Below are 25695 nucleotides of genomic sequence, written 5' to 3'. Positions count from 1 at the left end.
ATAACGATATTATATAGGGATTAGGCAAAAAAAACAGGAGCGAACGCAGTCGCTTTTACCATAAAGTCCGAATAATACATCGTAAAGTCCGGATCATAGCATGTTCCTCCCTGAAATTTAGAGCTTCCCTGGCTGTAGAAAGGGGCAAAGGTCCGAATAGAGCATCATGAGGTCCAAATAACGATTCTGGGCGGAAGTATACTTGAGTTGCTTACACGACATACCGGGTTCACGACAACAAGAGGAGAAAGGGGAATCGATTTGAAAGCAGGCCAACTGAATAGCTCAACACACCCGACACTCGGGCGGATAAGAAAAAATTGGGGCCTGTATCTATTGCTGCTGCCTGCGGTTGTACTGGTCTTGTTATTTTCTTACGTTCCGATGTACGGCATACTGATCGCATTTAAGGATTACAGCCCGGCTGTTGGGATTATGGATAGCCCGTGGGCAGGACTGAAATACTTCGAGAAGTTTTTCAATTCCTATCAATTCTCAACCACTATTACCAATACGCTGGTCATCAGTTTGTACAGTGTCGCAACGTTTCCGATTCCGATCATGCTCGCCCTGATGGTCAATCAAATGCGGCAGAATAGGTTCAAGCGGTTCTTCCAGACCGTAACCTATATGCCGCATTTTATATCCACGGTTGTCATGGTGGGGCTCATGCTGATTCTATTCTCGCCAGGTTCGGGACTGATCGGGAATATCTTCCGTCTCTTCGGTGCGGAGGCTCCGAATTTGATGGGCTCTGCCAGCTTGTTCAGCAGTGTGTATGTATGGTCGGATGTGTGGCAGCATACGGGCTGGGACAGCATTATCTATATCGCGGCGCTTTCCGCGGTGAGTCCGAGCTTGTACGAGGCGGCAACGATGGACGGGGCAAGCCGGTGGCAGAAAATCCGGTTTATTGATATTCCGATGCTGATGCCAACCGTGGTCACTTTGCTTATTTTGCGGATTGGCAGTTTGCTGGGCGTAGGTTTTGAAAAAGTATATCTGATGCAAAACAGCCTCAATATTACCTCAAGCGAGGTCATATCCACCTATGTATACAAAATCGGGATGCTGAGCAGCCAGTACAGCTTCTCCTCGGCGATCAATCTGTTTAATACAGTCATTAATTTTGCGCTGCTTATTCTGGTCAACCAGATTTCGAAAAAATACAGCGAGAACAGTCTGTGGTAACAAAAAGAGAGGAAGGGTTCTATGGGCTTAGTGGAAGTTAGAGAGAAAAGGGCGCCGCGGCAGAAAAATACTCGATCTTCCGACAAAGCGCTGGAAATCGGCCTGTATGTGTTCGCGGTCCTGATGCTGATCGTGCTGATCTACCCGCTTTACTTCATAATCATTGCATCATTCAGCGAGCCGGCAGCGGTTGCCAATGGACAGGTGTGGCTTGTTCCCAAGGATTTTACGCTGGCAGGCTATCAGGAATTGCTGAAGCACTCTAATATATGGATTGGGTACCGAAATACGATACTGTATACGATTGTGGGTACGGCCATCGGACTCGTGGTTAACATTTCCGCAGCGTATGCCCTGTCACGGAAAGACCTTGCGGGCCGCAAGTATTTTTCGCTGCTCTTTATATTTACGATGTTTTTTAACGGCGGTCTGATTCCTACCTTTATGACGATCCGGGATTTTCATCTCTACGATACGTTCCTTGTCATGGTGCTGCCGTTCTCGGTTGCGGCGTTTAACATCATTGTGGCCCGGACTTTTTTTCAGAGCAGCATTCCGGAGGATTTATGGGAAGCGGCTCAGCTTGACGGCTGCGGAAACCTCAGGTATTTCATGACGATTGTAATCCCGCTATCCAAAGCGGTCATCTCGGTCATTGCATTGTGGACGGCCGTGGGTCACTGGAATTCCTATTTCAATGCTTTGATTTATTTAAAAGACACAAGCCTGTATCCGCTGCAGCTGATTCTGCGTAACATTCTGGTCACCAACCAGATGCAGTCTGCCATGGGTACTGGAGAGGCCGCGGCCATTGCGCTGCGTCTGGCTAACATTATGCGTTACGCGGTGATTATCGTGGCAACGGTGCCGATCATGTGCATCTACCCGTTTGTGCAGAAGTATTTCAATCAGGGGGTGATGATCGGAGCCGTGAAGTCGTAAAACCGGATGGATCCAAGAAAATAATAATTGGGGGAATGGTGGTATGGGAACAAACAATAAAAAGAGGCCGCATCATCTGAAATGGGCTTTCTCTATTATGATGGCGGCAATCCTGCTGTTAAACCTGGCCGGCTGCAGCGGCAGCAAGAACAATGAGGCTAAGACGGATACCGAGGCCGCTTTCAATAGAGAGGGCCTGCCGATTGTGAATGAGCCGATAACCCTGGACGTCCTGACTGTTCGCTGGGGCAATATGGGGGACACCTTCCTTCAGAACCAGTGGCTCAAGGATTTGGAGAAGGAGACTAATGTCAAAATCAATTGGCAAATCATGTCCTCCAATGATTGGGGAGAGCAAAAATCGATAATGCTGGCCAGCGGGACGCTGCCTGATATTATTTTCGGTGATATCGTATTCAGCGATTCCGACATCGTGAACAACCTGTCTTATTTCCGTCCGCTCGACGATTACATTGATCAATACATGCCAAATTTGAAAGCGGCGCTGGAAGAAACGCCAGAGATGAAGAAGATGAGCACATTCCCGGACGGTAAAATATATTCCCTGCCGGCACGCTTGCCGTCGAGACCGAAGGCGTCAATCCAGCCGATCATTAACCAAACGTGGCTGGATAAACTCGGGTTGGATGTTCCGGATAACACAGACGAGCTGTATGAAGTGTTCAAGGCGTTTAAAGATAAGGACCCGAACGGAAATGGCAAGGCGGATGAAATTCCGGTCAGCGGATCGGGCAATATCAGCATGGATTTGTTGAATCCATTCGGCATCACTGACATCAATGCCAACAGCATGATGGTCATCGACAATGAGCCTGTTTATTATCCGGTGACGGAGAATTACAAGGAAGCGATCAAGTGGGCACACAAGCTGTATTCGGAAGGCCTGATCGACCAAGAGATTTTCACGCAGGACAGCACCATGTCCACGGCGAAACATCAGAACCCGGATGCGGCGCTGATCGGTTTCTCCAATCAATGGGTCCCGGATGCCGTGTTTGGCAAGTGGAAGGATCAATACATTGCAATCCCGTCCATCGCAGGACCTGACGGCAAGCGATATCAGGGCGGTGAGCCGCAGGGCATGAGTTTAAGAAGAAATGAGTTCCTCATTACAACGTCGAACAAACATCCGGAGGTCTCAGCTCGTTGGGCGGATCAGTTCTACACCAATGAAGCGAGCATCCAGAATTTCTGGGGAGCCATCGGCACTGTAATCCAGAAGAACGATGACGGTACCTTTACCCTGATGAATCCTCCGGAAGGAACGAGTGCCGACGCTTGGTACTGGGAACAGTCCGTCCGGGATTTCGGACCGAAGTATGTGAGCCCGAGCTTCGAGAAAAACATCATTCTGGATGAGACTACGGGGGACGGTCTGAAGCTGGTCATTGACAAGCTGGGCAGCGATTATGTAACCACGCCGTTCCCGAATGTGATGTACAGTGCTGAGGAGTTCCAGGAACTGCCTACACTCACAACGGATATCGATGGCTTTGTCGGCACAACCCGGGCGAAGTGGATATCCGAAGGCAATATCGATGCGGAATGGGACGCTTATGTCAAGAAGCTGAACGACATGGGGTTAGAGCGATTGATCGAGATCCGTAAGGAAGCTTATCAGCGTTATATCAGCGTGAAATAAGGATCGGCTGCACGGATTCAGGCTGCCCCGCAGATCAATAGGCTGTGGGGCAGTGTGATTATTCAGGGAATAAAAGAAGAACTCTATCGACCTACAGGGGGTTGCAATCATGGGAAACATCAAAGTCACAGTATGGAATGAATACCGGCATGAGAGACATAATGAACAGGTAGCGAGCATTTATCCGAATGGGATTCACAGAGCAATAGCGGATCATCTCGAAGGAGTTGAAGGCTTAGAAGTAGCTACCGCAGTATTGGATGAGCCGGATCACGGATTGACCGATGAGCGGTTGGCGAACACGGATGTGCTGCTGTGGTGGGGCCATTTGGCACATGATGAGGTGCGGGACGAGATTGTCGAGAAGGTGCGTCAGCGCGTTCTGGACGGCATGGGACTGATTGTCCTTCATTCCGGTCATGGCTCCAAGATCTTCTCCAAGCTTCTCGGTACAAACACCGGCATGCTGAAGTGGCGCGACGATGGCGAGATCGAACGGCTGTGGGTGGTCGAGCCCGGTCATCCTATCGCGAAGGGTCTTGGTGAATATATCGAAATTCCGAGGGAAGAAATGTATGGAGAACGGTTTGAAATACCGGCACCGGATGAACTGGTATTTATCTCCTGGTTTGAAGGCGGCGAAGTGTTCCGCAGCGGGTGCTGTTACAGGAGAGGCAGAGGGAAGCTGTTTTATTTCCGTCCAGGCCATGAAATGTTCCCTGTGTACCACCAGCCCGAGATTCTGCAGGTGATCACGAACGGCGTGTTCTGGGCTGTGCCTGTTGATGGGGCAAAAACATCCTACGGACGGGTTGCGCCCATCGTCCCTGTTGTTCAATCCTAAGACCATCAGTTATATAGAAGAGGAGTGCATCTAGATGAATAAATTTCGCATTGGATTAATTGGCTTGGGGGGCATGGCTCAGGAGCATATCCGTTGGATGAATGAAGAGAACATGTATCAGTTTGTCGCCGTTAGTGACGTAAATGGTGAAGCTGTGGCTCGGGTAGGCGATCAGCTCGGCATTGAGGACAGCAAGCGTTACGCTGACTTCCATCATTTAATTGAAGATCCGGACGTCGATGCCGTAATCTCGATTACACCTAACAATGTGCACGCAGATATTATCAGTGCATGCTTGCAGGCAGGCAAGCCCTTTTTGGCGGAGAAGCCATTCACTCGCGTCTTCGAAGAAGCGGTGCCCCTGCTGGAGCAGTATGAAAGACAGCCCGTTCCGGCCATGATCGGTTTTACATACCGTTACACACCGGCTTTCCGTTATGCCAGAGAGCTGGTGCGCACAGGCAAGCTGGGTACGATTCGTCACTTCTCGATTCAGTATTTGCAAGGGTTCGGTGTGCCAAGCGAGCAGGTTCCTTACATGTGGAGATACAATAAAGCCATCACGGGCACAGGCACTCTGGGTGATTTGGGATCGCACATGATTGATATGGCGCGCTTTCTGTTCGGGGAGTTCGAGGAAATAACCGCACAGCTGCACACGATTATTCCGGAACGCCGCGATCCGGTAACGGGCGCAATGGCCCAGATCGAAGTAGACGATTTTGCAAGCTTTCAGGCGCGGATGACGGGTGACATTATGGGCGTATTCCAGACATCGCGCAATGCATTTGGCTCAGGCAATCAGCATGAGGTGTCCATATATGGCGACTTCGGTACGGCACATGCCAGCACATTGGACCCGGACCGGCTCATATGGATTCGAGAGGAGGAGCCAGGTCAGCTCTCCAGAACGACAATGGAAGTGCCGGAGCATTGCAAGGTGAAGCAATATGCGGATTTTGCAGCCGTATTACGCGGTGCGCCTGCCGATGGAGTTCCTGGATTCATGGACGGCTATCGGAATCAAGAGGTGCTGGATGCCGTAATCCGGGCAAGCGAAGCCAGGGCAGCAGTAGAGCTCCCGAATTAAAGCCGGGGTTCAGGGACCAGGAAATTAACAGCTGTCTCACAGTGTTTTGCCCATCCAGATGTACAAGGCCATTAAGCTGAACAGAAACAGGCAAAAGTTTACGCTTACAAATAATCCGCGAAGGACGGGCGAGCGGTGGAACTGAAAAGGTGTCCGCAGATCGCCTGTGCCTTCGATCAGGAACAGAATCAGCAGCGTGTGAATGATGGTGTGCCCGATGACTTCCTTGTAACCGAATACAAGGCTTGTCATAATAAAAATACCTGATACCAGCAGGGCGGTGAATCGGCTCATGATGCCTACGATGAATGCCCACGCCAGTCCAATTTCGATAAAAGCGCTGATCATAACAAAGTGTTCGATGGAGAATCCGAAGGTAGGCAGTCCATAGCTGCCCATGACAGAACACGCCAGTTCTGGAATGGTCAGCTTTTCCATGGCGAGCCAGGCGAGGGACATGCCTGTGCATACATACATGACCGGAGCGGCTGTTTTTTTCAAGGGCGTGCCGCACACGAACAGATAATACACAATACCGATATAAATCAAATAATCAATGGAATGAAAGATACCGTAGTTTAATGAAGCTTGAATATACAACAGGAACAGGATGGCACCGCTGATCGGCAATGTACGCTGATACAGAAGACACGCAGCGGCGGCAGAGAGGCCGAGGATAATCCACATGGAATTGGTTCTGAATTCGGGTGCCAGATAAGAACCGCTCAGAAGCTGCAGTACCAGGCCGATGGCCAGCCCGATGCGGAGAATGACTTCGGTATGCGGCCTGAGACGGTACAGGAATTGATGAATCCGCACCACGGGCCGCGTCTTACCCAACGGATCGTTGAACACACTCGATACCAGTAAGACGAACAATGTAAACGCTAACCAAAACAAGAAGGTCAATGTAACGACACGGGGGAAGGGCAGGGGAACCCATTCGAAATTGTCCGTAAACCACTTTACATGAATATAGATGTTGCTAATCTCGCTGAAATACATTAACATTCAATCAGTTCCTCCCTTAACCACTCTAGTCACCTATCCAAGATAATACAACTTTGACTAAAAAAGTATATTAATAGATGAATGTATCCCTCATTGTGAAAAATATTGTCCCTAAGCGCTCGCACATTTGAGTGTCTATAAAGGTTTTGAATGACACAAAGCAGGTGATCCAGGCGGATCGCCTGCTTTGTGTACGTTTTCGCCGAACAGGAACCTAAGATTCCGGAATGGAGTCATAATGCTCCCCTTTGGCAGCGGTTTGTTATAATGATGAACAAGCAGATCAAGTCATGGAAAAGGGTGAGGAAGATGAGTGAACGAACATACATAAACGATACGCATACGTATAACGGCGAGGCACGGGGAGCAGTACTTATGCTGCAGGGCACGGCCTCGGACGTAGGCAAGAGCATCCTAACGACCGCGCTATGCCGTATTCTCCTCCAGGATGGTTATCGCACAGCTCCATACAAGTCGCAAAATATGGCGCTTAACTCCTACGTGACGCTGGATGGCAAAGAGATCGGCAGAGCGCAGGGCGTGCAGGCCGAAGCCTGCGGCATTGCCGCAAACACGGACATGAATCCGATCCTGATCAAGCCGATGAAGGACATGTTTTCGCAAATCGTAATCCACGGCGTGCCTGAAATGCAGATGAGTGCGATGGATTACCGAACGGAGTTTTTGCCGAAGGCCAAGGGAATCGTACTGGCTGCACTCGATCGGCTCCGGGAGCAATACGATATCGTGCTTATGGAAGGCGCGGGAAGTCCGGCGGAGATCAATCTCAAGGACCGCGACATTGTGAATATGAATTTGGCGGGATGGGCGGATTCGCCGGTGATTTTGGTATCAGACATCGATCGCGGCGGCGTGTTTGCCTCCATCGTAGGCACCCTTGAACTATTGGAGCCCCATGAGGTTGCCAGGGTCCGGGGGTTTATCATCAACAAGTTCCGCGGGGATTTGGCACTGCTGAAGCCGGGACTGGACTGGCTAGAAGAGCGGACGGGCATTCCCGTGCTGGGCGTTCTCCCTTATATTCAGGACATGCGAATCGAGGCTGAGGATTCCGTTGTGCTGGATGAGCTTCAATATCAAAGACAGGAAAAACGCGACCTCGATATTGTTGTTATCCGGTATCCGCGGATTTCGAACTTTACGGATTTTGATGCGCTGCGCTGGGAGCCGGATGTTACCGTGCGCTTTGTCCAATCGGTTGATGAACTCGGGACGCCGGACGTCATTATTTTGCCTGGCACCAAGGATACGATCAGCGATCTCGGGTTTATCCAGGATCGGGGGCTGGCGGATGCGATTATGAAACAGACGCAGCAGCGGGATGTGCAGCTGGTTGGCATCTGCGGAGGATATCAAATGCTGGGCGAGCAGTTGTCCGATCCGCATGCGGTGGAAGGAAACGAACGGGATGCGGCAGGACTTGGGCTGCTGCCGATCCGGACCTCCTTTTTACAACAGAAAAGGACCGTTCGCGTAAAAGGGAGATTGTCACAGGAACATCCTTTGAGACTCATTCTACCGGATACAGAGGCCAATGTGGCGATAGCGGCCTATGAAATCCATATGGGCGTGACCGAATGGACCTCGATGCCTGGCGGATCGGGGCACCATCCACTGTTTTTAATAGAAGCAGACTGCGAGAATTCTTTAAAAAGTGAAGAAGATACTCCTATCCATCCAGAAGGCTTGGCTACCGCCGATGGCCGAGTATGGGGAAGTTATTTGCACGGGTTGTTTGACAACGATGCTTTCCGCAGGTCATGGCTGAACGGTGTCCGGGGGAGTAAGGGACTGGATGCCATTCCGGTAACGTTCCAAGCCGAGGCACGCAAATTCGCGGAATTCGACCGTGTGGCAGACATCGTGCGGGAGCATGTGGACATGGAGAAGATTTATGAAATCATCGGCTGTACGCGCTTATAGCCATAAGGAATAGATGGGTTCTTGGGGTAATAGTGAAGAATAGAAGAACACCTTGCCTCAATTGCAAGGTGTTATCTGTGTGGGGAGGAAGAAAACTAAAATTGATTAATTATAGGATAGGGGGGTATACTAATAAAAGAGAGTTAAAGTCACCGCAAAGTATATCCATGATTGGAGTGATAGCCTATGTGGAATAAGAAGGGGACCTTGCTAATCTTAACGGGCCTGCTTGCTTTGGGATTGTTGACATCATGCGATAACGCGAAGCAGGTACAAGATACGGGTGGCCAGGGAGGGAACTCAAATCAGGAAAACGCAAACCAGGAAGAGAACGGACACAGTGGACACGAAGGCGGGCATGAGGCTGCCTCGAACAACTACAAAGCTGCAGTTACATCGAATGAGCCGGTAAGCGCAGGCACCGAAACCGAGCTATCGATTCAGATCACAGACAGTAACGGCGCACCCGTCCAGGAATTTGATGTCAATCATGAGAAACTGCTGCATCTGATCATCGTGAATCGGGATTTGTCTTTTTTCCACCATATCCATCCCGATTACATGGAGAATGGTAAATTTACCGTGAAAACTACTTTTCCGGCTGGCGGCGAATATAAATGGTTTGCGGATTTTGTCCCCAAGGGTGCTGAAGGGACGACGCTAAGCGAATGGCTCCGGATCGAGGGAGAAGAAGGAGAAGCTTCGGCAGTTCAACCTGACACCAGTCTGATCCAACAAGTAAACGGCAAGGAAATTGAACTGAGCCTGAGCAATACCTTATCGAATGAAGAGGTTGTGCTCAGCTATCATATTCGGGATGCGCAGACAAAGCAGGGAATCAGCGATTTGGAGCCATACCTGGGCGCGGTCGGGCATGTTGTCATTCTGTCCGCAGACGCCCAGCAGTACATCCATGTGCATCCTCTGGAGGAGCAGAGCACGGGACCGAAAGCGGAGTTTGTCGCTACCTTTCCCCATAGCGGCATCTACAAGATTTGGGGGCAATTTCAACACCAGGGCGAAGTGATGACGGTGCCTTTTGTCGTTGAGATCCAGTAATATTCATTTACAAGGAGTGATCGATATGACGGAAACACGATAACCTGCAAGAAATCAGGGAATTGATCAGATAAACCAGCGATTATGGTTATAAAAAAGAAGCATGGTTCGTTCCTCGCGGAATGATCCATGCTTCTTTGCATGTGGTGTTCCCGATCGCAGCGCGTTGCTTATCGCGCCGGGCGTCGTTCATCTTCTGGAGCCTTCCGCATCAAGCGGGCAATGCCCTTGATTTTAAACGATGACATGAGTGGCAATGTCAAGGGAGACCATGATCACGAAATTTGATGCTACACCCTATAAAACGTAAAGAATCAGGCATTGTATGGCTAGAATGTTCATTTTCGGGAGTTTTTTAATGTTAATTCGAAGGTGTAAATAATCTGTAGCGGTGTTATTATATGGATTGCGTCTTTGGAAGATTATCGCTTCTGCAAGCGTTGATAAATGATCATAGATTTCTGAAACGATTCCAAATATTGCACGTATCAATACTCACTGCTTAGATGGAAGGGGTAAGAACCAGTGGATAATGGAATGAATGTCATTTTGTTTGAAAAAAGACCGGATGGTGAACTGATCCAGATTGAAGAGCGTGCATGGACGATTAACATGGTTGCCGCACTGGAGCATGTGAACTATATCGTCGCAGGCGGCCGGGAATACGAAACGATTGAAGGCAGATTAAATGTAGACACGGGCAAACTGGAGCTTCTGCTCGTTCCGATGCGGAACGAATGAACCCTGTCCGAAAGGAGAAATCATCTTGAGTCATGAAAAAGACAAAAAAGAGCAGCCGGCATCGAAATGGCTGACGCCGGATGGCAAACCGATCCGGGTCTTGTCAAGCTCGCTCGGCATCGCTTTGTTAGCGAATGCTTTTCTGGTTTCGGGCGCAGCCGCAAAGGATCTCGCATCGGAAGCGGTTACCTCGGCTGACGAGCCGCAGTTGGTGTCCTGGTCAACAGAAGAAGTAAAGAAGTATTTTGATAAGAATGTGGATTGGAACATTCCGTTTCCAAGCGAGGAAGAATTCCAGGATGAGCCGGTGGAGGGAGCTGCAGCAGGCTCAGGCGGCGGAACGACGGTTGTCAACAACTATGGCGGGTACAACTCAGGCTTCGGCTGGGATGATCTGCTGCTCTATCACATGCTGTTTAACAACGGTTCCTATTATTCATCCAGCGGATGGTATAACAATCACCGCGGTTATTACGCGAACAGTGGTAAACCATACAAACCCCGCACGTATTCGAGTGGTACGTTCCAGAACAAACCGGTGGTAAACTCGACTGTTCGCCCCAAAACTTCAACCTCATCTTCGGGTACGATTACACGCCGCTCCACCTCGTCCAAATCCGGCGGCATTGGCGGTAATTCCAGTGGATTCAGCTCCTCGGGTTCGAAATCCAGCTCCAGATCCGGTGGTTTTGGAGGATGAGTCAAGAAAGTGTGTTTGAAGTTACAGGAAAGCCCGAGCCCAATCGGAACGAGCGGGTGTCAGAGCTTGCGGAGCTTGGATTTACGTGGGCGGACATGGAAGGGGAAGCCTACTGGATAGACCAGATTGTGACCATGCGTCAAGAGACCTATCACGAGCTGGAAGAAGCGGCATCTATACTGTGGACGATTTTAGACAAAACCGTTCGCAATATTCATCGCAATCATCACATATACAGTTTGATTGGCATTCCGCCAATCCTATGGCAAATGCTCGATGAATGCCCGCTCCCGGAGGAGGGGCTGATCAGCAGGTATGCCAGGTTTGACTTTGCCATTGCCCATGACGGCAGCATCAAGCTGCTTGAGTTGAATGCGGATACGCCTACAGGCTATGTTGAAGCTTCCATTGCCACTCCATGGCTGTGTCGGCAAGCCGGAATCTTCTCGCCCAATGAAGGAATGCAGGAGCTGGTTGCAGCGGCGTGGGGAGTGGAGCGTCCCGATACGGCAGCCTGTATTGCATATGGTGAGCACAAAGAGGACTCCGGTACGATTGAAGCGTTGGTCCGGCATAGCGGTCTTGATATTCAATTGGTGGATTGTCTTGATCTGTGGGTGGATGAAGGCATGCTGAAGGACGGTGCCGGCCGGGAGATCCACCGAATGTTTGCCCTATACCCGAAGGAATGGATGTCCGTCGATGATGGCGGAGATGCGCTGGCCTATGCCATCGAGACGGGACGACTGCAGCTGTTCAACTCACCGCACAGCATTCTGCTGCAATCCAAAGGTTTGCTTGCCGCCATGTGGGGGATGTATGAGCTGGGGCTTCTGTACGAGGAGAACGAACGGGAAGCCATCCTTAAATATATGCTGCCGACATACAACAAACCGGTGTTCTCCGGTCATTTTGTCTCCAAATCCATGTTCGGCCGTGAAGGTGGTTCTGTTAAACTGTACGATCAGGCAGGTCAGCTTGAAGTAGAGGATCAGGACGGCTACGACACGAGTGTGATGTTCCCGACGGTCTATCAACGAAGAGCGGACTTGGCTCGGGTTGAGACAGCGGAAGGAGCATTTCATTTATTGACCGGATTGTTCGTGCTGAATGGAACTCCTTGCGGCTTGCTCGGACGGGCGGGCGGCTTGATTACGGGGAATTCCAGCCATTTTATCGCAATGGGAGTGAAATAAATGCAGTTGAAACAAAAGGGAATGCAGCCAAGCGGCGCTCCTCTAAGGAAGAGGAAGCCTTCTGTCGTGCTGGCTGTACTGATTCTATCGATCATGGTGCTGGCGCTGAGCGCATGCGGAAGCAATGAGTCGTCCGTGTTCCATAGCGGTTCTTCAGAGGAAGTATCCTCCTCTACCCGTGTGCCATGGGACTACCGAATTGTTGAAGGCACGGTAGGCGATTTGATTGGCGGAGATATGACAGTGCTGCCGGATAACGAGCTGCTGCCAAACGACAACAATTATGCAACCGGGGACAAAATCTGGACGCTTGAATTCATGGACGCCGAACTCGCCACCGATGCGAATCAGCGGAATGATATCCGGTTATCCTCCTGGCAGACGATCAAATCGTTCAAGGACAAGAAGAGCGCGCAAGCGGATTTAACCAACCTGAAAGTCACGGTTAAAACGGATGTGAAGCTGATTGGTGTATACAAAACAACATACAAAAAAGAAACAAGACATTTTGCGGTAGTTGAATTGCCGACAGGAAACCGGATCAAACAGCCGATTGACGAGAAGCGTTTTACCGCAATGGAGAAAAAGAAAACGGTTGATGTTGTATTGGAGGAAGTCCATGATTTCGCCGATTACGACTTGGCCTATGCAAAATTTCGGGGGTGGGCGGATTGACGGTCGTTGTTAATATTGTAATAAGTGTGCTCTGCATTATCGTGCTTCAATTGCTGGGGATGTTGATATTTAGCTGGATGACCCGGTTTAACGACATGGAGGAGCTGAAGAAAGGGAATACAGCGGTAGGACTGGCTTTTGGAGGCAAATTTATGGCAACGGCCATTATCCTGGGGATATCAGCATACACGAATTCATCGATCTGGCATATGATTCTGTGGTTTGCCGTAGGGTATGTATGTTTGATCGTTGCCTATTGGGTATTCGAGCTGGTTACGCCGGGTCTTCGCATCTCCGAGCAACTGCAAAAGGGGAATGTAGCTATCGGAATTCTGCTCGCTATGGTGTTTATCGGTACAGCCTTTGCGATCAGCAGCTTGATTATTTAGGAAGAATAGCGCCCTTGGGGAGAGGATCAGGAACGTGCACTTTTTTCTAAGATTATCTTTGAAAATGATGCGTCTGCGTAAAACGACGATCAGCGTACTTGTCATTCTGTTTGTGGTACTGTGCTCGACGCTGGCATTTCTGCTGGAACCGGAAACCTTTCAGAACGGGTTTAACGCCTTTTATTGGGTGCTTACCACGATGGCAACCGTAGGTTACGGCGATTATTATGCAGTCACAGTGCCCGGCAAGATACTGACCATATTTATATATATTTTTGGTATCGGGCTGCTGAGTTTAGTAATTGGTAAAGTGATCGAATCGTTTGGAAGTATGCAGCGGCAGAGAGGGGCGGGCAGGTTGAATTTTCGGGGCAGCGGTCAAGTGATCATTATAAACTGGAGCAAAAAAGCGCAATCCGCCATCGATGAGATTTTGTCGTATTCGCCGGAGTCCGAGATTGTTGTCATTGATGATTCCAGTCAGCATCCTGCAGAGCATCTCGAACAGGTGCATTTTATTAGCGGGGACCCGTCAGCAGATGACGTGCTGATGCGGGCCAATATCCTGGAGGCGAAATCGGCGATTGTATTTGCAGACGCTCGGATTGATGAATCGGCGCTGGTGGATGGCAAATCGCTCTTGATTGTTTCTAGCATTGAACGGATTGCACCAAATGTACATACCACGGTGGAGATTGTTCAGGAGAAGCATGTTCAGAATTTCCGCCACAACCATGTGAACGAGTTTGTTCTTTCGCATGATGCGGTTTCCCGCTTAGCGGTACGTGCAGCTCTGCAGGAGGGCAATTCGGATGTGCTGATGCAACTGCTTAGCCGTGAGCATGGCGATGATATATATGAAGTGTCATTGAACCAGGCATGGAAGACTTATGGCGATGCCTTTCAGGATCTGCTGCGGCAGGGAGCGACGCTTATCTCCGATCGCAACGACCTCACCATTAACCGCAAGCTGGATCAGCCGATCCCGCGGGACGCCAAGCTGTATGTTGTCTCGGACGAGGCAACCTATAGGCGGATTGTTGGTAAACTTGCTTGACATTTCGAATTGCCATGGTTTAATATGGCTTAAATATTATGGAAACAATGAAAAGCTATGAAGAGAAGAGTAGTTGAGAAACGTTGTTTGCAGAGAGCTCCTGGCAGGTGGGAATGGAGCAGCAATATTCTTAATGAACAAAGACTCGGAGCTGCGTAAGGAATTGGGCAGAAGGGCTCAAGGATGTTACGACGGGCCTCTCCCGTTACAGAGATAGGGTATAAGCATCGTGATGCCGTACCTGAAGAGGTGGAACTGGTGACAGCTTTCACAAACCGGGGTGGTACCACGAAGCGTATTCTCAAAGCTCTCGTCCTCAAGATGACAATCTTGCGGATGAGGGCTTTTTTTGGTTTTTACCAAACGAATTAGAGGAGGGCTCGGAATGCATTGGTCAGAACGAATCGCGAACGAATTGATCGAGAGGTATCCAGATAGGCAGACCTATGTGTGCGCAGCCGGAATCAGTCCTTCCGGGGCTGTGCATATCGGAAATTTCCGGGAAATCGTGACGGCCTATTTTGTAACAAAAGCGCTGAGAAAGCAGGGCAGGAAGGTTCGGTTTATTTTCTCTTGGGATGATTTTGACCGATTCCGGAAGGTTCCTGCGGGAGTGGACCCGGGGTTTGAGCAGTACATCGGCATGCCCTACGTGGAGGTCCCATGTCCGTTCGGATGTCATGCTTCCTATGCGGAGCATTATGAGAAGGAGTTCGAGCTTGCCTTAGCCGAATTCGGGATCGAACCCGAGTTTATTTATCAGAGCCGGGAGTACCAATCCAGGCGGTATAATTCGCTTATGCTTCATGCGATCCGACACAGGACGGAAATTTACGATATCCTGCATGCCTTCAAAACGGGTGGAGCCCATGACCAAGAACGGGCTGTTTATTATCCAGTACAGGTATACTGTGAGGAATGCAGAAGGGATACAACGACGATACAGCAATTCGATGAGCAAACGGAAAGATTGGGTTATGCCTGCATCTGTGGGCATCGGGGCACCCTGTCGATCCTGCAGGCAACGCATATGAAATTGCAGTGGAAAATCGATTGGCCCATGCGCTGGAAGATGGAAAATGTCGCCTTCGAGCCGGGAGGCAGAGACCATTCGTCGGAAACAGGCAGCTACAATGTATCCAAAGTGATCTCGGAGAACATTTTCGGAAATCCAGCGCCTTCCTATGCGGCCTACGAATTTATAAGCATGAAGGGGAGCCATGCAAAAATGTCCAGCTCTTCCGGCAGCAACTATACGCCTGGGGACCTGCTGAAGGTGTACGCGCCTGAGAATATTCTGTTTATGTTTGCCAAGTATCAGCCGAATGCACCCTTCCATATCGGACTTGATGAAGATGTGATCCGTAACTATACCGAATATGAGCGTTACCGCAATCCTGCTGCTTTTAAGGAGTTAAGCCCTGATATTGAGGCTGCACTCGAGCTCTCCATGCCGGACAGCCATCCGGGCCGGGCTCCCAAATTCAGCCAGCTATCCGGCATATTGCCGCTCGTGAATTTTGATTACCGACTTCTGCAGGAGCTATTGCATCGAGTTGGTGAAAGTTATGCGAAGGAGCAGCTCGAACCCACCGCACGACGAGCCGAGTATTGGATCAAACACTGGTATCCGCAAAAGCTGATTACCGTGAAGGAGCACCAGGATCACCAACGGTACGAGACGTTGGATTCATTGGAGCGGCAATGGCTTCACACCGTATGCGATCTGCTGAAGGATGCCGAGCTTACTGGATCAACACGAATGGAGAAGATCTATGCGATCTGCCACCATGATGATAAGAAGATGATGAAACAAAATCAGAAGCGTTTGTTCAGTCTTATCTATCAATTGGTCCTTGGCCGCGATGAAGGTCCCCGTATTCCGATCTTGATCGAGGGTGTCGGCGTGCATCGAATGCTTGATCTCCTGAATTTTCAGAAATAAGGAGGACGGGCTTTATCCTCGGGGGGAGGTACAATCGACTTGGTCACAAAGACGTGGGCAATTCATCAGATGTCCGGGGAACTACAGTGGATTTCAGGGTCGGATGTTGCCGATGTCTAAACGATGAATCAATTAACGCCGCTGGCGCTTATATAGGGGCGGGTAGAGGAGTGGAGATATTCGACATTTTGGAGGTGAAGGTGACATTTGCCTGTAGAATAAACGGTAATCAAGGTAACTTTTTCAACCTCATAGCCTTACAAACAGACCCGCAAGACTAATTATCGGGTCTGTTTTATGTTGTCATGCCCGGATTTGTGTAAATTTTCAAACTAATTTATGTAAACTACTGCTAAGTAATCGAGACCGAAATCATCAAAAATAGGCGATACTTACCACTTGATCCTGATAATCAAATCTATAGAATATTACCCAATCCCGGTACAGGACTCTGTTCTCATTTTGTATAAAAGGCTAATATTGCCAATCCTTTACAGAATGCGGTTCTCAGCCGTTTTTTTATACGACTTTGGTATCAATTTTGTCATAACTATGGATAATGATGTAAAAATGACCGGAACTTTAGCAATTTTTCTGCGTTTAATATTACGATTCACGAAAATTTTCTGAAAACGGTCTGAACACGCTGTACTCCTTTCATGGGATAAAGTCATACAGGCTACAGCTTCTTCGGGGCCATGCCCGTTAGCTACACGTAACTAACATCATCTTGTGAAGTTGTCAAATGACAAGGTTGAAGAGACGGCGATGCATGATTCGGGGGAAAAGTTATGGGAGTGTTAAATCCGCTTCTTTAAGACTACTGTCGGTATTAGAAAAGTTGGTAAAGAAGGAATATGGTATCGGGAACGCATCGGCTATAGAATGACGAGTATAGCTCACGTCATGAACGTCGGTGCAGCAATCAGCATGTCATAGAAGGGGCAGGTGAGCAACGAAGACGATGAGCAGACGAAAATGGTGGGTAATCGCAGCGCTTTGCACTATAGTGCTTCTCTGCGGTGCCGCTGTAATTCTAGGATATCTAAGACCGTCATTAAAAACGTATGCGGATGCGGACGGCGTGAAAATGAAGTTCAAAACCGAGGGCACCTCTTTATTGGAATATGAAAACGAAGAGGTTTGGAATGAGGTTTTTGCCAAAGGCGTGAATCTGGGTGCAACGGTACCGGGGCATTATCCTGGTGAGCTGCCGGCAACGGAGGAGGATTACCTGCGTTGGTTCAAGCAGATTGATGACATGGGAGCAAACGTCATCAGGGTCTATACGGTGCACAATCCGGTCTTTTACTCGGCTTTGGTGAAATATAACCGTGATAAAGGCGAAGACCCCCTGTACTTTATGCAGGGCATCTGGTCGCCGGAGGAGCAGCTGATCGAGCGTCAGGATGCTTATGACGAGGAAATCGTCCAGACGTTTAAAGCCGAAATATCCAAGGCAGTCGCGGCTGTCTATGGGGATATCAACGTAGAGCCCAAACATGGGCAGTCGAGTGGCAAGTATAAGGTCAATGCAGGCAAGTACCTGATGGCCTGGCATGTGGGTACAGAGTGGGACCCCGCCATGGTTGAGAAAACAAATACGGTACATAAGGATGTTCCTCAATACGAGGGCTCCTATTTCTCGGGGACGGAAGACGCAAGCCCCTTCGAGAATTGGCTGGCATCTTTATTGGATTATACGGCTACCGAAGAGCAGAAGTATGGCTGGCAGCATCCGATGACATTTACGAATTGGGTCACAACGGATGTGCTGGAGCATCCCGGCGAACCGCTGTTCGAGGAGGATCTGGTGTCTGTTGACGCGAGGCATGTCACACCGGTGAATTGGGAAGCAGGATATTTTGCGGCTTACCATGTGTATCCGTACTATCCGGATTTCTTCCGAACGGACGAAACATTGCAGACCATTCCTGATGGAGACGGGGAATACAACACATACAAAGCCTACCTGCGCAAATTGAAGGCGGAGTTCGAGGATATGCCGATCATGGTCACCGAATATGGCGTGCCGTCATCCATAGGCGTTTCACACCATGGTCCTGGAGGGAAGGATCAAGGCGGGCATGATGAAGCAGAGCAGGGTCTGGTCAACGTCTCACTAACCCAGGATATTTACGATGAGGGATATTCCGGGGCAATCCTGTTCATGTGGCAGGACGAATGGTTCAAGAAAACATGGAATACGATGCCTTTTGAAATCCCAGCAGACCGCCGGGCATTCTGGTTGAATGTGCTGACCAACGAGAAGATGTTCGGGGTTCTGGCCATGCAGCCGGGTAAAACAGAGCAGATTACGATTGACGGCGATTTGGCTGACTGGGATAAGCTTCCTGATGGGGAGGTTAAGGCTTGGTCCGGAACGGCTCCGGGGGTGAAGAGCATGAGGCTGACTCATGATGAAGCCTATCTGTACATTGGCATGGAGCTGGGCGAGGTGTTTGACCCTGAGCGTTCGAAGCTCTTCATTGGAGCGGACACGATTCAAGGCGGAGACATCCCGGAGAAGGAGCTGGCAGGACGAACGCTTACCGGCGGAGCTTTGGAGACTTTGATTCAGTTAGGGCAAGAGGACGAGTCCCAGGTAACCATAGCGCCATCTTATGACTTTCACAGCCGATTGTACGGCGAAGAAGGATATTGGATGCTGCCAGGGGAGGAAGCCAAGGGCACGAAGAATGATCCTGTAGTACCGGGTGGATCGTTTCACTCCTGGAAGCTGGCGATCAGCCTGCTGATGAATCCCCCGGACACCCGTTTCTCTCATCCGTTTGTGGATGAAACCGTAGGAATTCTCAAACGGGGGACCACCGATCCGGAATCTCCGGATTTCAATTCTCTTACAGCGTGGCAGTATCAAGGACAGTTCATTGAGATGCGAATTCCTTGGATGCTATTGGGATTCGGAGACCCAAGCTCGCTGCAGGTTGTGGATTACACTCCGCTTCAAGACAAGCGCTCATTCAGCACCGTGACGGCGGATGGAATTCGCTTGGCACCATGGATTGCGGAACGCTCGAAGCAGAACGGGGCTTCGGCAGCCGAATCGCCGGAGGCTATAAACCTGCAGGATATCAAACCCTATACATGGGAGCTGTGGGAAGCCACCAAGTACAGTGAGCGGTTGAAGCAAAGCTATTACGATATGCAGGAAATCTTCACCCGCCTGCCTGAACCGGGGCGGCAATCAGATGCTAAATAAAAGGAGGAGCCATCGGATATGTTTTCAAATTTAGCCATGGCGTACGTATTCATCTATGTATGTCTCGGCCTCATTGCAGCCGGCATTATCCTGTTGTTCCAAATGAAGATCAAGCATAATGCCGAGCAGAAAGAAATGGAACGTTTAAAGAAAAAGTACCATGATTACTTTGTGTATGTGCAGACCCATCTGCATGGCGATATAACGCCAGAGCTTCCGCCTGGCAAACTGACCCCGGCAGAACGCCGGGTCATTCAGGCCAAGTTTATGGAATGGATCGAGCAGTTCAAAGGGGATGCCAGAGAGAAGCTGCTTCGCTTGTGCAGGGATGCCGGATTTGTGGAGGCCGATATCCGGGCACTGTCCAGCCTGCGGAAAGACCGCCGAATCGAGGCGGCCTACCGGCTTGGGGGGATGCGTGCCGAAGAGGCGGTGCCGCAGCTTCAGCATATGATGAATCGCATGAAATACGGTCCCATGACCATCATCATTGCGCGGGCAATAGCCAAAAGCGCGGTGCAGTCCCAGCAGATTCGGGAGATGCTGTCGAAGCTGCTCTCGTACGATAAAGCCATCCATCATATGGCTGCCGATATTTTGCTCGAGACCCGGCTGGATTCGGCCAGCCTTATGCGTAAGCTTCTGGATGATCCGGATCCGGGACTGGTCAAGGTTTCGCTCGTTGCCATGTGGGGGCAAGCCATTCCGGCGGTCGTTCCTGCACTGGGCAAACTGGTGGGATCCGAGGAGAAGGACGTACGCGCAGAAGCGGTCAAGCTGTACCTGAGCTCCAACCCTGCCCTGAAGGATGACACCATTGAGGAGCTAATGAATGATCATGCGTGGGAAGTACGTTCAGCAGCAGCGAAGGCGCTGGGACGGCTTCATGCCGCAGGGAGCATTCCGCTTCTGGCTTCTGCCCTGAAGGATGACAATTGGTATGTGCGTAATCATAGCGCCGAGAGTCTTGCCATGCTTGGAGAACAAGGTTTCGAGACACTGTGTCAGGCTGCGTTGACAGGAACCGGTCCGGCAAGGGAAACGGCACTGTACCGGATCGAACGGATCATGGCCAAGGAAGGCGAACATGAACAAGTGGAGCAAATGGTTGCCTATAACAAAAGAAAACTGGTGTACGATCGTTATTTCGGTGTTCAACCGAATAAGCGCATCGGCACCGTTGCAGGAGTAGGAGGGGATTACACTGCTTAGAGACATCCTGCTCACTTACGGCATGGTGGCGATATATTACGTCATGGCCGTTAGCGCGCTTTATTTTGTAATTCTGTTGTTCTCTTTCAGAAATATCCGGGATATTTTCAGACGGGCTAATTACTCAAAATACAATACGCTGTCCGGCTCCGAGCTGGTACCATCCGTATCCCTGCTGGTTCCCGCTTACAACGAAGAGCTGACGATCGCAGAGAATGTTCGTTGTCTGATGACACTGAATTATCCCACGTACGAGGTTATTGTCATCAATGACGGATCTTCCGACGACACATTGCAGGTGCTGATTGAGGAGTATGGATTGACGCTGCTGCCAAATCCGGAGCTGCGCGGGAACATCCATACCCATAAGATGCGCGGGATTTATTACAACCCCCAGTATCCGCAGTTATACGTGATTGATAAAGAGAACGGCGGCAAGGCGGATTCATTGAACGCGGGAATCAACCTCTCCCGTTATCCGCTGATCTCTTCCATTGATGCGGATTCATTGCTGGAGAAGGATGCGCTGATCCGGATGGCCCGGATGTATATGGAGAACCCGGAAGAGACGGTGGCCATCGGGGGAGATGTTCGAATTGCCAACGGCTGCGTGATTGAGAACGGAGAGGTTAAGGACGTATCCTTGCCGCGCCGTATGTGGCCCATGTTCCAATCGATTGAATACCTCAAAGCTTTTCTGGGGGGACGAATCGGCTGGAGTCATCTTAACGGGCTTATCATCGTCTCCGGAGCCTTCGGCATGTTTCGAAAAGATTATGTCATTGCCGTAGGCGGCTATCGGGGCGGTTATCCCGGAGAAGACATGAATATCATCATCAAGCTGCACCGCTATATGCTGGAAAATAAAATCAAATATCGAGTCTCCTTCTGTCCGGAAGCAGTGTGCTGGACGCAGGCGCCGGACAGCTACAACATATTGTCCAACCAGCGCAAGCGCTGGGGACGGGGAAATTTGAAGAACATGATCGAGAACCGCAATATGCTGTTCAACCCGAAATATAAAGTCATGGGATTGCTGACAATGCCCTACAACGTTATTTTTGAAGCGCTAAACCCTTATTTCAGAATCACGGGCCTTCTGGCTCTGCTTGGATATGTAATGCTGGATATGACAAATTGGCAAGTACTGGTCGTGTTTGGACTCGTCAACTTCTTAAGCGGGTACCTGCTCAGTGTAGGCGCCCTCATCCTGGAGGAGATGGCCTTCCGGCGGTATACCAAATTGTCGGATCTGGTGAAGATGCTTCTCTTCTCGGCACTCAAATTTGTGGGTTACCACCAGTTGGGCGTGCTGTGGAGGGTACAGGGGCATATTCAATACATGCAAAACAACAATTCATGGGGAACCATGACCCGGCAGAGCTGGAAAGACAAGAACGAGGCAGCCTGACATCAAGGCCCGGTTCATGTTTTTACAGCGTCAAACCATAAAGAGAGGTGGGACTTACAATTATGTCTCAATCCGCAACATTGCAACGCGTGCAGGCCGTTGATTTCTACGGCCGCCTGGAGGAGGAAGTGAGAGGACACCGAAACGGAACAGCTTTGCTGTTTCTGTACTGTGCTGGCGATCCGTCCGGAACGGATGCTGAGCTGACGGAGGTCCAAAGCTTTGTGGACCAGCTGTCCGGTGTGAACAGCGAGGTTCTGCGAGATGTCAGTACCGGCGTCTTGGCCCTTACATTGCCTGGGTATACGCTGGATGCCGCCCACTATCAGGCACTGCTCTTGAAGCAGCATCTTCAGGGCCGGCTGGAGCAGTCGGATCCGAGAATTACGCTTGCAGCGCTTACTGAAACACCGTCAACGCAGACGATGAAGCAGATGGCGGAAGCGGCTAGGCTCAGCACCTCTTCGGATATTCATATATTCACGCAGGAGGAAGCAGACCGTGATCAGAGTCGAATTCTTATTGTGGATCAGGACGCCACGGTGAGAGAATTTTTGCAAATACGCTTGGCCATGCAAGGCTATGAAACACTCGAAGCGGTGGATGGCTTGGAGGCTCTGGATCTTATCCCGAAATGGGAGCCTGATCTTGTGCTGACGGAGCTTAATCTGCACGGCATCGATGGTTTGCCCTTCATTCATCATATCCAGCAGCTCAAGGTGAAGGAACCGCCAAAGATTGTTGTATTGACCGAGAAGCGTGTGGAGCAGACCATCAGCCAGTGCTTCCAGAACGGGGTGGATGATTATGTAACCAAGCCGTTCTCGCCGGTAGAGCTGGATGCCCGCATCCGCCGGTGCCTTCATTAAACACATGGTTATTAACGTCTTTAGCTTGATGAGGAATGTCTGAATGAAGAATGGATACGTGATTAGTTGAGCTGAGAAGTTCTTTAATCGCAAGGAGAGAGTTCAACAAAACGAGGTCTATCCTTTAGCCAAAAAGTGAGACGATAGACTAACAGACTATACATCCGATGGAGGTTGAATACTTGTGAATGAGGAATACGAAACTTTATTGAGTGCCATTGAAAATAAGAAAGCTGTTTTGGGTGTTGTGGGGCTGGGCTATGTAGGATTACCGCTCGCCGTAGAAATGGTAAGACAGGGATTTACGGTGATTGGAATCGATCTCGATTCAGACAAGATTGATCGAATCTATCGCGGAGAATCCTATATCACGGACATCTCGTCCGAAGAGCTTGCAGCCTGCATGGAGACCGGACGCTTTAAACCAACAACGGATTACAGCATGATTACGGTCATTGATGCGGTTAGCATCTGTGTGCCGACGCCGCTCAGCGAGAACCAGGACCCGGATACATCCTACATTACAATGGTAGTCGATCAGCTCAAACGCTTCATGAAACCCAATCTGTTGATTACTCTGGAGAGCACGACTTATCCGGGAACAACCGAGGAACTGATCCAGCAGCAGATCGAAAAGCTCGGTTATAAGGTCGGTCAGGATTTCTACCTGTGCTTCTCGCCGGAACGGGTAGATCCATCCAACAGCCGGTTTAATACACGCAATACGCCGAAGGTGATCGGCGGAACAACGGATGCTTGCCTTAAACTGGGCGAGGCGTTGTACAAGCAGTACGTGGAGACGGTTGTGCCTGTCAGCAACCCCAAGGTTGCGGAAATGTCCAAGCTGCTAGAGAATACGTTCCGCAGCGTGAACATTGCCTTCGTGAACGAGATGGCCATGATGTGTGACCGCATGGGCATTGATATTTGGGAAGTAATTAATGCGGCAGCAACCAAGCCTTTCGGATTCATGCCGTTCTATCCGGGACCGGGCATCGGCGGTCACTGCATTCCGCTGGACCCTATGTACTTATCCTGGAAGGCCAAGGGTTTCCGTTTCTACAGCAAATTCATCGAGCTGGCGCAATCCACAAATGACAATATGCCATACTATGTGATCAACAAGACGGCTACGATTCTGAATGAGTATGCCAAATCGATTAAGCGCTCCAACATCCTGCTGCTTGGCATGGCGTACAAACCGGACATCAGCGATTTGCGCGAATCGCCGGGACTTGAAGTATATGAGCAGTTTAAGGAGAACGGCGCCTATGTGGAATATTACGATCCGTACGCCAACAGCTTTGTGGACAAGCATGGCACAACGATCCGCAGCGTGGAGTATGACCTCACCAAATTCAGTCGTTACGATTGCATTGTGCTGATCACGAATCATAGTAATCTCGATTACCATTCCATCGCTTCCGCGGGCGTGCCGATCCTGGATACGAGAAATGCATTTAAGGCGTATGCCGAGCCTCATATCTACAAGATTGGCCACTCCGTTCAGCATGTTGCCGAGCCGGATGAGGCCGTCTTGATCTGATGAAGTGGACGAGAAGACTGAGGTATATAAACGCAAAAGCGAAGTTGATCATCCTGGTTGCCGGCATCTGCCTTTTGCTGCTGATCCTTTTTCTTCTTCCGTCAGGCAAGGTGAATCAGAACAAAGCCACCTGGCTGTGGGATGCAAGTCTGATCCGGAGTGAAACGGAGGAGATTGTAGCCTTTAGCGGGAGGGAAGGAATTACAACGATTTTTTTGCAAATCCAAAAAGAGGTTACGGAAGAGGAATATCGCCGCTTTGTGGCGGCTGCCCATCAGAAGGGCATCAGCGTACATGCTTTGGGCGGGCAGCCGGATTGGGCTTATGGGGAAGGCCAGGGTCAAGGGATGGAGCTGTTAACCTGGCTGGACGAGTACAATCAGGCTTCTGCACCTGAGGAGAAATTTGAGGGTGTGCAGTTCGATGTCGAGCCCTATGTGCTAAGGAGATGGGACCGGGAACAGGTGCAGGTCGTGGAAGAATGGAGCGCGAACATGAAAGTGTGGGTGCAGGAGGCGGAGCGTCAGAACCTCCCGCTCAGTGCCGCCGTTCCGTTCTGGCTTGATTCCATACCTGGACCGAAAGGCGAGAATTCGGATTCGTTCAGCCGCTGGATGATTCAGAATACGGATGCAATTGCCGTTATGGCATACCGGGACAGCGGGGAGCAAATGTATGAATTGTCCAAGGAAGAGCTGAAGCAGGCGGACGAACTCGGCAAGTCCGTCTGGATCGGCATGGAGCTTGGGGATACGGAAGAAGGGGAGCATTTGACCTTCTTCACCAAGAGCGAGCAGGAAATGGAGGATGAAGCCCTGAGCGCCGCCAAGCTTGGCAGCGACCATTCCTCCTTTGCAGGCCTGGCTGTCCATCATTACCAGGCTTGGGTTCACAAACGGACGGCGATGGTCGAGGAAAAACGGTGATTTTGTAGTAAGCCCGGTCCGTATTCCGGGTTAATGTGCAAGCAGCTTCATATCATTCACT

Annotated in this window: 21 protein-coding genes and 1 other annotated feature; of the genes, 20 read left to right on the top strand and 1 reads right to left on the bottom strand. The window is 50.1% G+C overall.

Annotated elements, in window-relative coordinates:
- Nucleotides 1-261: 261 nt before the first annotated feature.
- The 5 genes from WDY75_RS21110 to WDY75_RS21090 all read left to right on the top strand — a co-directional run bounded on the left by WDY75_RS21110 (nt 262) and on the right by WDY75_RS21090 (nt 5730).
- On the top strand, nt 262-1191 hold the full coding sequence (locus WDY75_RS21110; RefSeq protein WP_036636665.1) for a sugar ABC transporter permease: 930 nt from the start codon (nt 262-264) through the stop codon (nt 1189-1191).
- Between the two features lie 21 nt (nt 1192-1212).
- The gene (locus WDY75_RS21105) at nt 1213-2133 is read left to right on the top strand and encodes a carbohydrate ABC transporter permease (protein WP_006209287.1); all 921 of its coding nucleotides are present in this window, start codon (nt 1213-1215) and stop codon (nt 2131-2133) included.
- Nucleotides 2134-2176: 43 nt separating this feature from the next.
- Nucleotides 2177-3796, top strand: coding sequence for an extracellular solute-binding protein (locus tag WDY75_RS21100; RefSeq protein WP_063479064.1), 1620 nt, complete (start codon nt 2177-2179; stop codon nt 3794-3796).
- A gap of 109 nt (nt 3797-3905) precedes the next feature.
- The gene (locus WDY75_RS21095) at nt 3906-4640 is read left to right on the top strand and encodes a ThuA domain-containing protein (protein ID WP_063479065.1); all 735 of its coding nucleotides are present in this window, start codon (nt 3906-3908) and stop codon (nt 4638-4640) included.
- 34 nt (nt 4641-4674) lie between these two features.
- Nucleotides 4675-5730 carry a Gfo/Idh/MocA family protein gene (locus WDY75_RS21090; protein ID WP_063479066.1) on the top strand — a complete coding sequence of 352 codons (1056 nt, stop codon included), beginning with the start codon at nt 4675-4677 and terminating at the stop codon, nt 5728-5730.
- Between the two features lie 36 nt (nt 5731-5766).
- Here the strand turns inward: WDY75_RS21090 and WDY75_RS21085 are convergent, their stop codons facing one another.
- Nucleotides 5767-6741, bottom strand: a complete 975-nt coding sequence (locus WDY75_RS21085) for a hypothetical protein (RefSeq protein ID WP_006209291.1) — start codon at nt 6739-6741, stop codon at nt 5767-5769.
- Between the two features lie 309 nt (nt 6742-7050).
- On the opposite strand from WDY75_RS21085, the gene WDY75_RS21080 reads away from it, so the two are divergent.
- The 15 genes from WDY75_RS21080 to WDY75_RS21010 all read left to right on the top strand — a co-directional run bounded on the left by WDY75_RS21080 (nt 7051) and on the right by WDY75_RS21010 (nt 25634).
- Nucleotides 7051-8685: a cobyric acid synthase gene (locus tag WDY75_RS21080; protein WP_231888040.1), complete on the top strand. Its 1635-nt coding sequence runs from the start codon at nt 7051-7053 to the stop codon at nt 8683-8685.
- A gap of 186 nt (nt 8686-8871) precedes the next feature.
- Nucleotides 8872-9744 carry a hypothetical protein gene (locus WDY75_RS21075; protein WP_063479067.1) on the top strand — a complete coding sequence of 291 codons (873 nt, stop codon included), beginning with the start codon at nt 8872-8874 and terminating at the stop codon, nt 9742-9744.
- Nucleotides 9745-10269: 525 nt separating this feature from the next.
- The gene (locus WDY75_RS21070) at nt 10270-10485 is read left to right on the top strand and encodes a hypothetical protein (protein ID WP_006209295.1); all 216 of its coding nucleotides are present in this window, start codon (nt 10270-10272) and stop codon (nt 10483-10485) included.
- A gap of 25 nt (nt 10486-10510) precedes the next feature.
- The gene (locus WDY75_RS21065) at nt 10511-11185 is read left to right on the top strand and encodes a hypothetical protein (protein ID WP_063479068.1); all 675 of its coding nucleotides are present in this window, start codon (nt 10511-10513) and stop codon (nt 11183-11185) included.
- The gene (locus WDY75_RS21060; RefSeq protein ID WP_063479069.1) at nt 11182-12381 is read left to right on the top strand and encodes a glutathionylspermidine synthase family protein; all 1200 of its coding nucleotides are present in this window, start codon (nt 11182-11184) and stop codon (nt 12379-12381) included. Before WDY75_RS21065 ends, WDY75_RS21060 begins: the two co-directional genes overlap by 4 nt.
- Nucleotides 12382-13056, top strand: coding sequence for a hypothetical protein (locus WDY75_RS21055; RefSeq protein ID WP_006209298.1), 675 nt, complete (start codon nt 12382-12384; stop codon nt 13054-13056).
- The gene (locus WDY75_RS21050; RefSeq protein WP_006209299.1) at nt 13053-13445 is read left to right on the top strand and encodes a DUF350 domain-containing protein; all 393 of its coding nucleotides are present in this window, start codon (nt 13053-13055) and stop codon (nt 13443-13445) included. Before WDY75_RS21055 ends, WDY75_RS21050 begins: the two co-directional genes overlap by 4 nt.
- Before the next feature lie 34 nt (nt 13446-13479).
- A complete protein-coding gene (locus WDY75_RS21045; RefSeq protein ID WP_006209300.1) occupies nt 13480-14502 on the top strand; it encodes a potassium channel family protein in 1023 nt (340 codons plus the stop codon).
- A 48-nt stretch (nt 14503-14550) separates the two neighbouring features.
- Nucleotides 14551-14823, top strand: a binding site (T-box leader).
- Nucleotides 14824-14887: 64 nt separating this feature from the next.
- Entirely contained in the window at nt 14888-16447 is a 1560-nt protein-coding gene (gene lysS / locus WDY75_RS21040; RefSeq protein WP_063479070.1) for a lysine--tRNA ligase, read from the top strand.
- A 964-nt stretch (nt 16448-17411) separates the two neighbouring features.
- The gene (locus WDY75_RS21035) at nt 17412-19670 is read left to right on the top strand and encodes a hypothetical protein (protein WP_063479071.1); all 2259 of its coding nucleotides are present in this window, start codon (nt 17412-17414) and stop codon (nt 19668-19670) included.
- An 18-nt stretch (nt 19671-19688) separates the two neighbouring features.
- Nucleotides 19689-20882, top strand: coding sequence for a HEAT repeat domain-containing protein (locus tag WDY75_RS21030; protein WP_063479072.1), 1194 nt, complete (start codon nt 19689-19691; stop codon nt 20880-20882).
- A 43-nt stretch (nt 20883-20925) separates the two neighbouring features.
- Nucleotides 20926-22293 (top strand): glycosyltransferase family 2 protein, encoded by a 1368-nt coding sequence (locus WDY75_RS21025; RefSeq protein ID WP_006209306.1) that lies wholly within the window; start codon nt 20926-20928, stop codon nt 22291-22293.
- 62 nt (nt 22294-22355) lie between these two features.
- Nucleotides 22356-23162: a response regulator transcription factor gene (locus tag WDY75_RS21020; protein ID WP_006209307.1), complete on the top strand. Its 807-nt coding sequence runs from the start codon at nt 22356-22358 to the stop codon at nt 23160-23162.
- Nucleotides 23163-23346: 184 nt separating this feature from the next.
- A complete protein-coding gene (locus WDY75_RS21015; protein ID WP_006209308.1) occupies nt 23347-24708 on the top strand; it encodes a nucleotide sugar dehydrogenase in 1362 nt (453 codons plus the stop codon).
- Nucleotides 24708-25634: a hypothetical protein gene (locus tag WDY75_RS21010; RefSeq protein ID WP_063479073.1), complete on the top strand. Its 927-nt coding sequence runs from the start codon at nt 24708-24710 to the stop codon at nt 25632-25634. Before WDY75_RS21015 ends, WDY75_RS21010 begins: the two co-directional genes overlap by 1 nt.
- The last annotated feature ends 61 nt before the right edge of the window (nt 25635-25695 follow it).

The organism is Paenibacillus glucanolyticus (genome assembly GCF_037333485.1).
Classification (GTDB): domain Bacteria; phylum Bacillota; class Bacilli; order Paenibacillales; family Paenibacillaceae; genus Paenibacillus_AQ; species Paenibacillus_AQ glucanolyticus.
The sequence above is the reverse complement of the archived record's forward strand: the minus strand, read 5'-3'. Positions and strand labels throughout refer to the sequence as shown.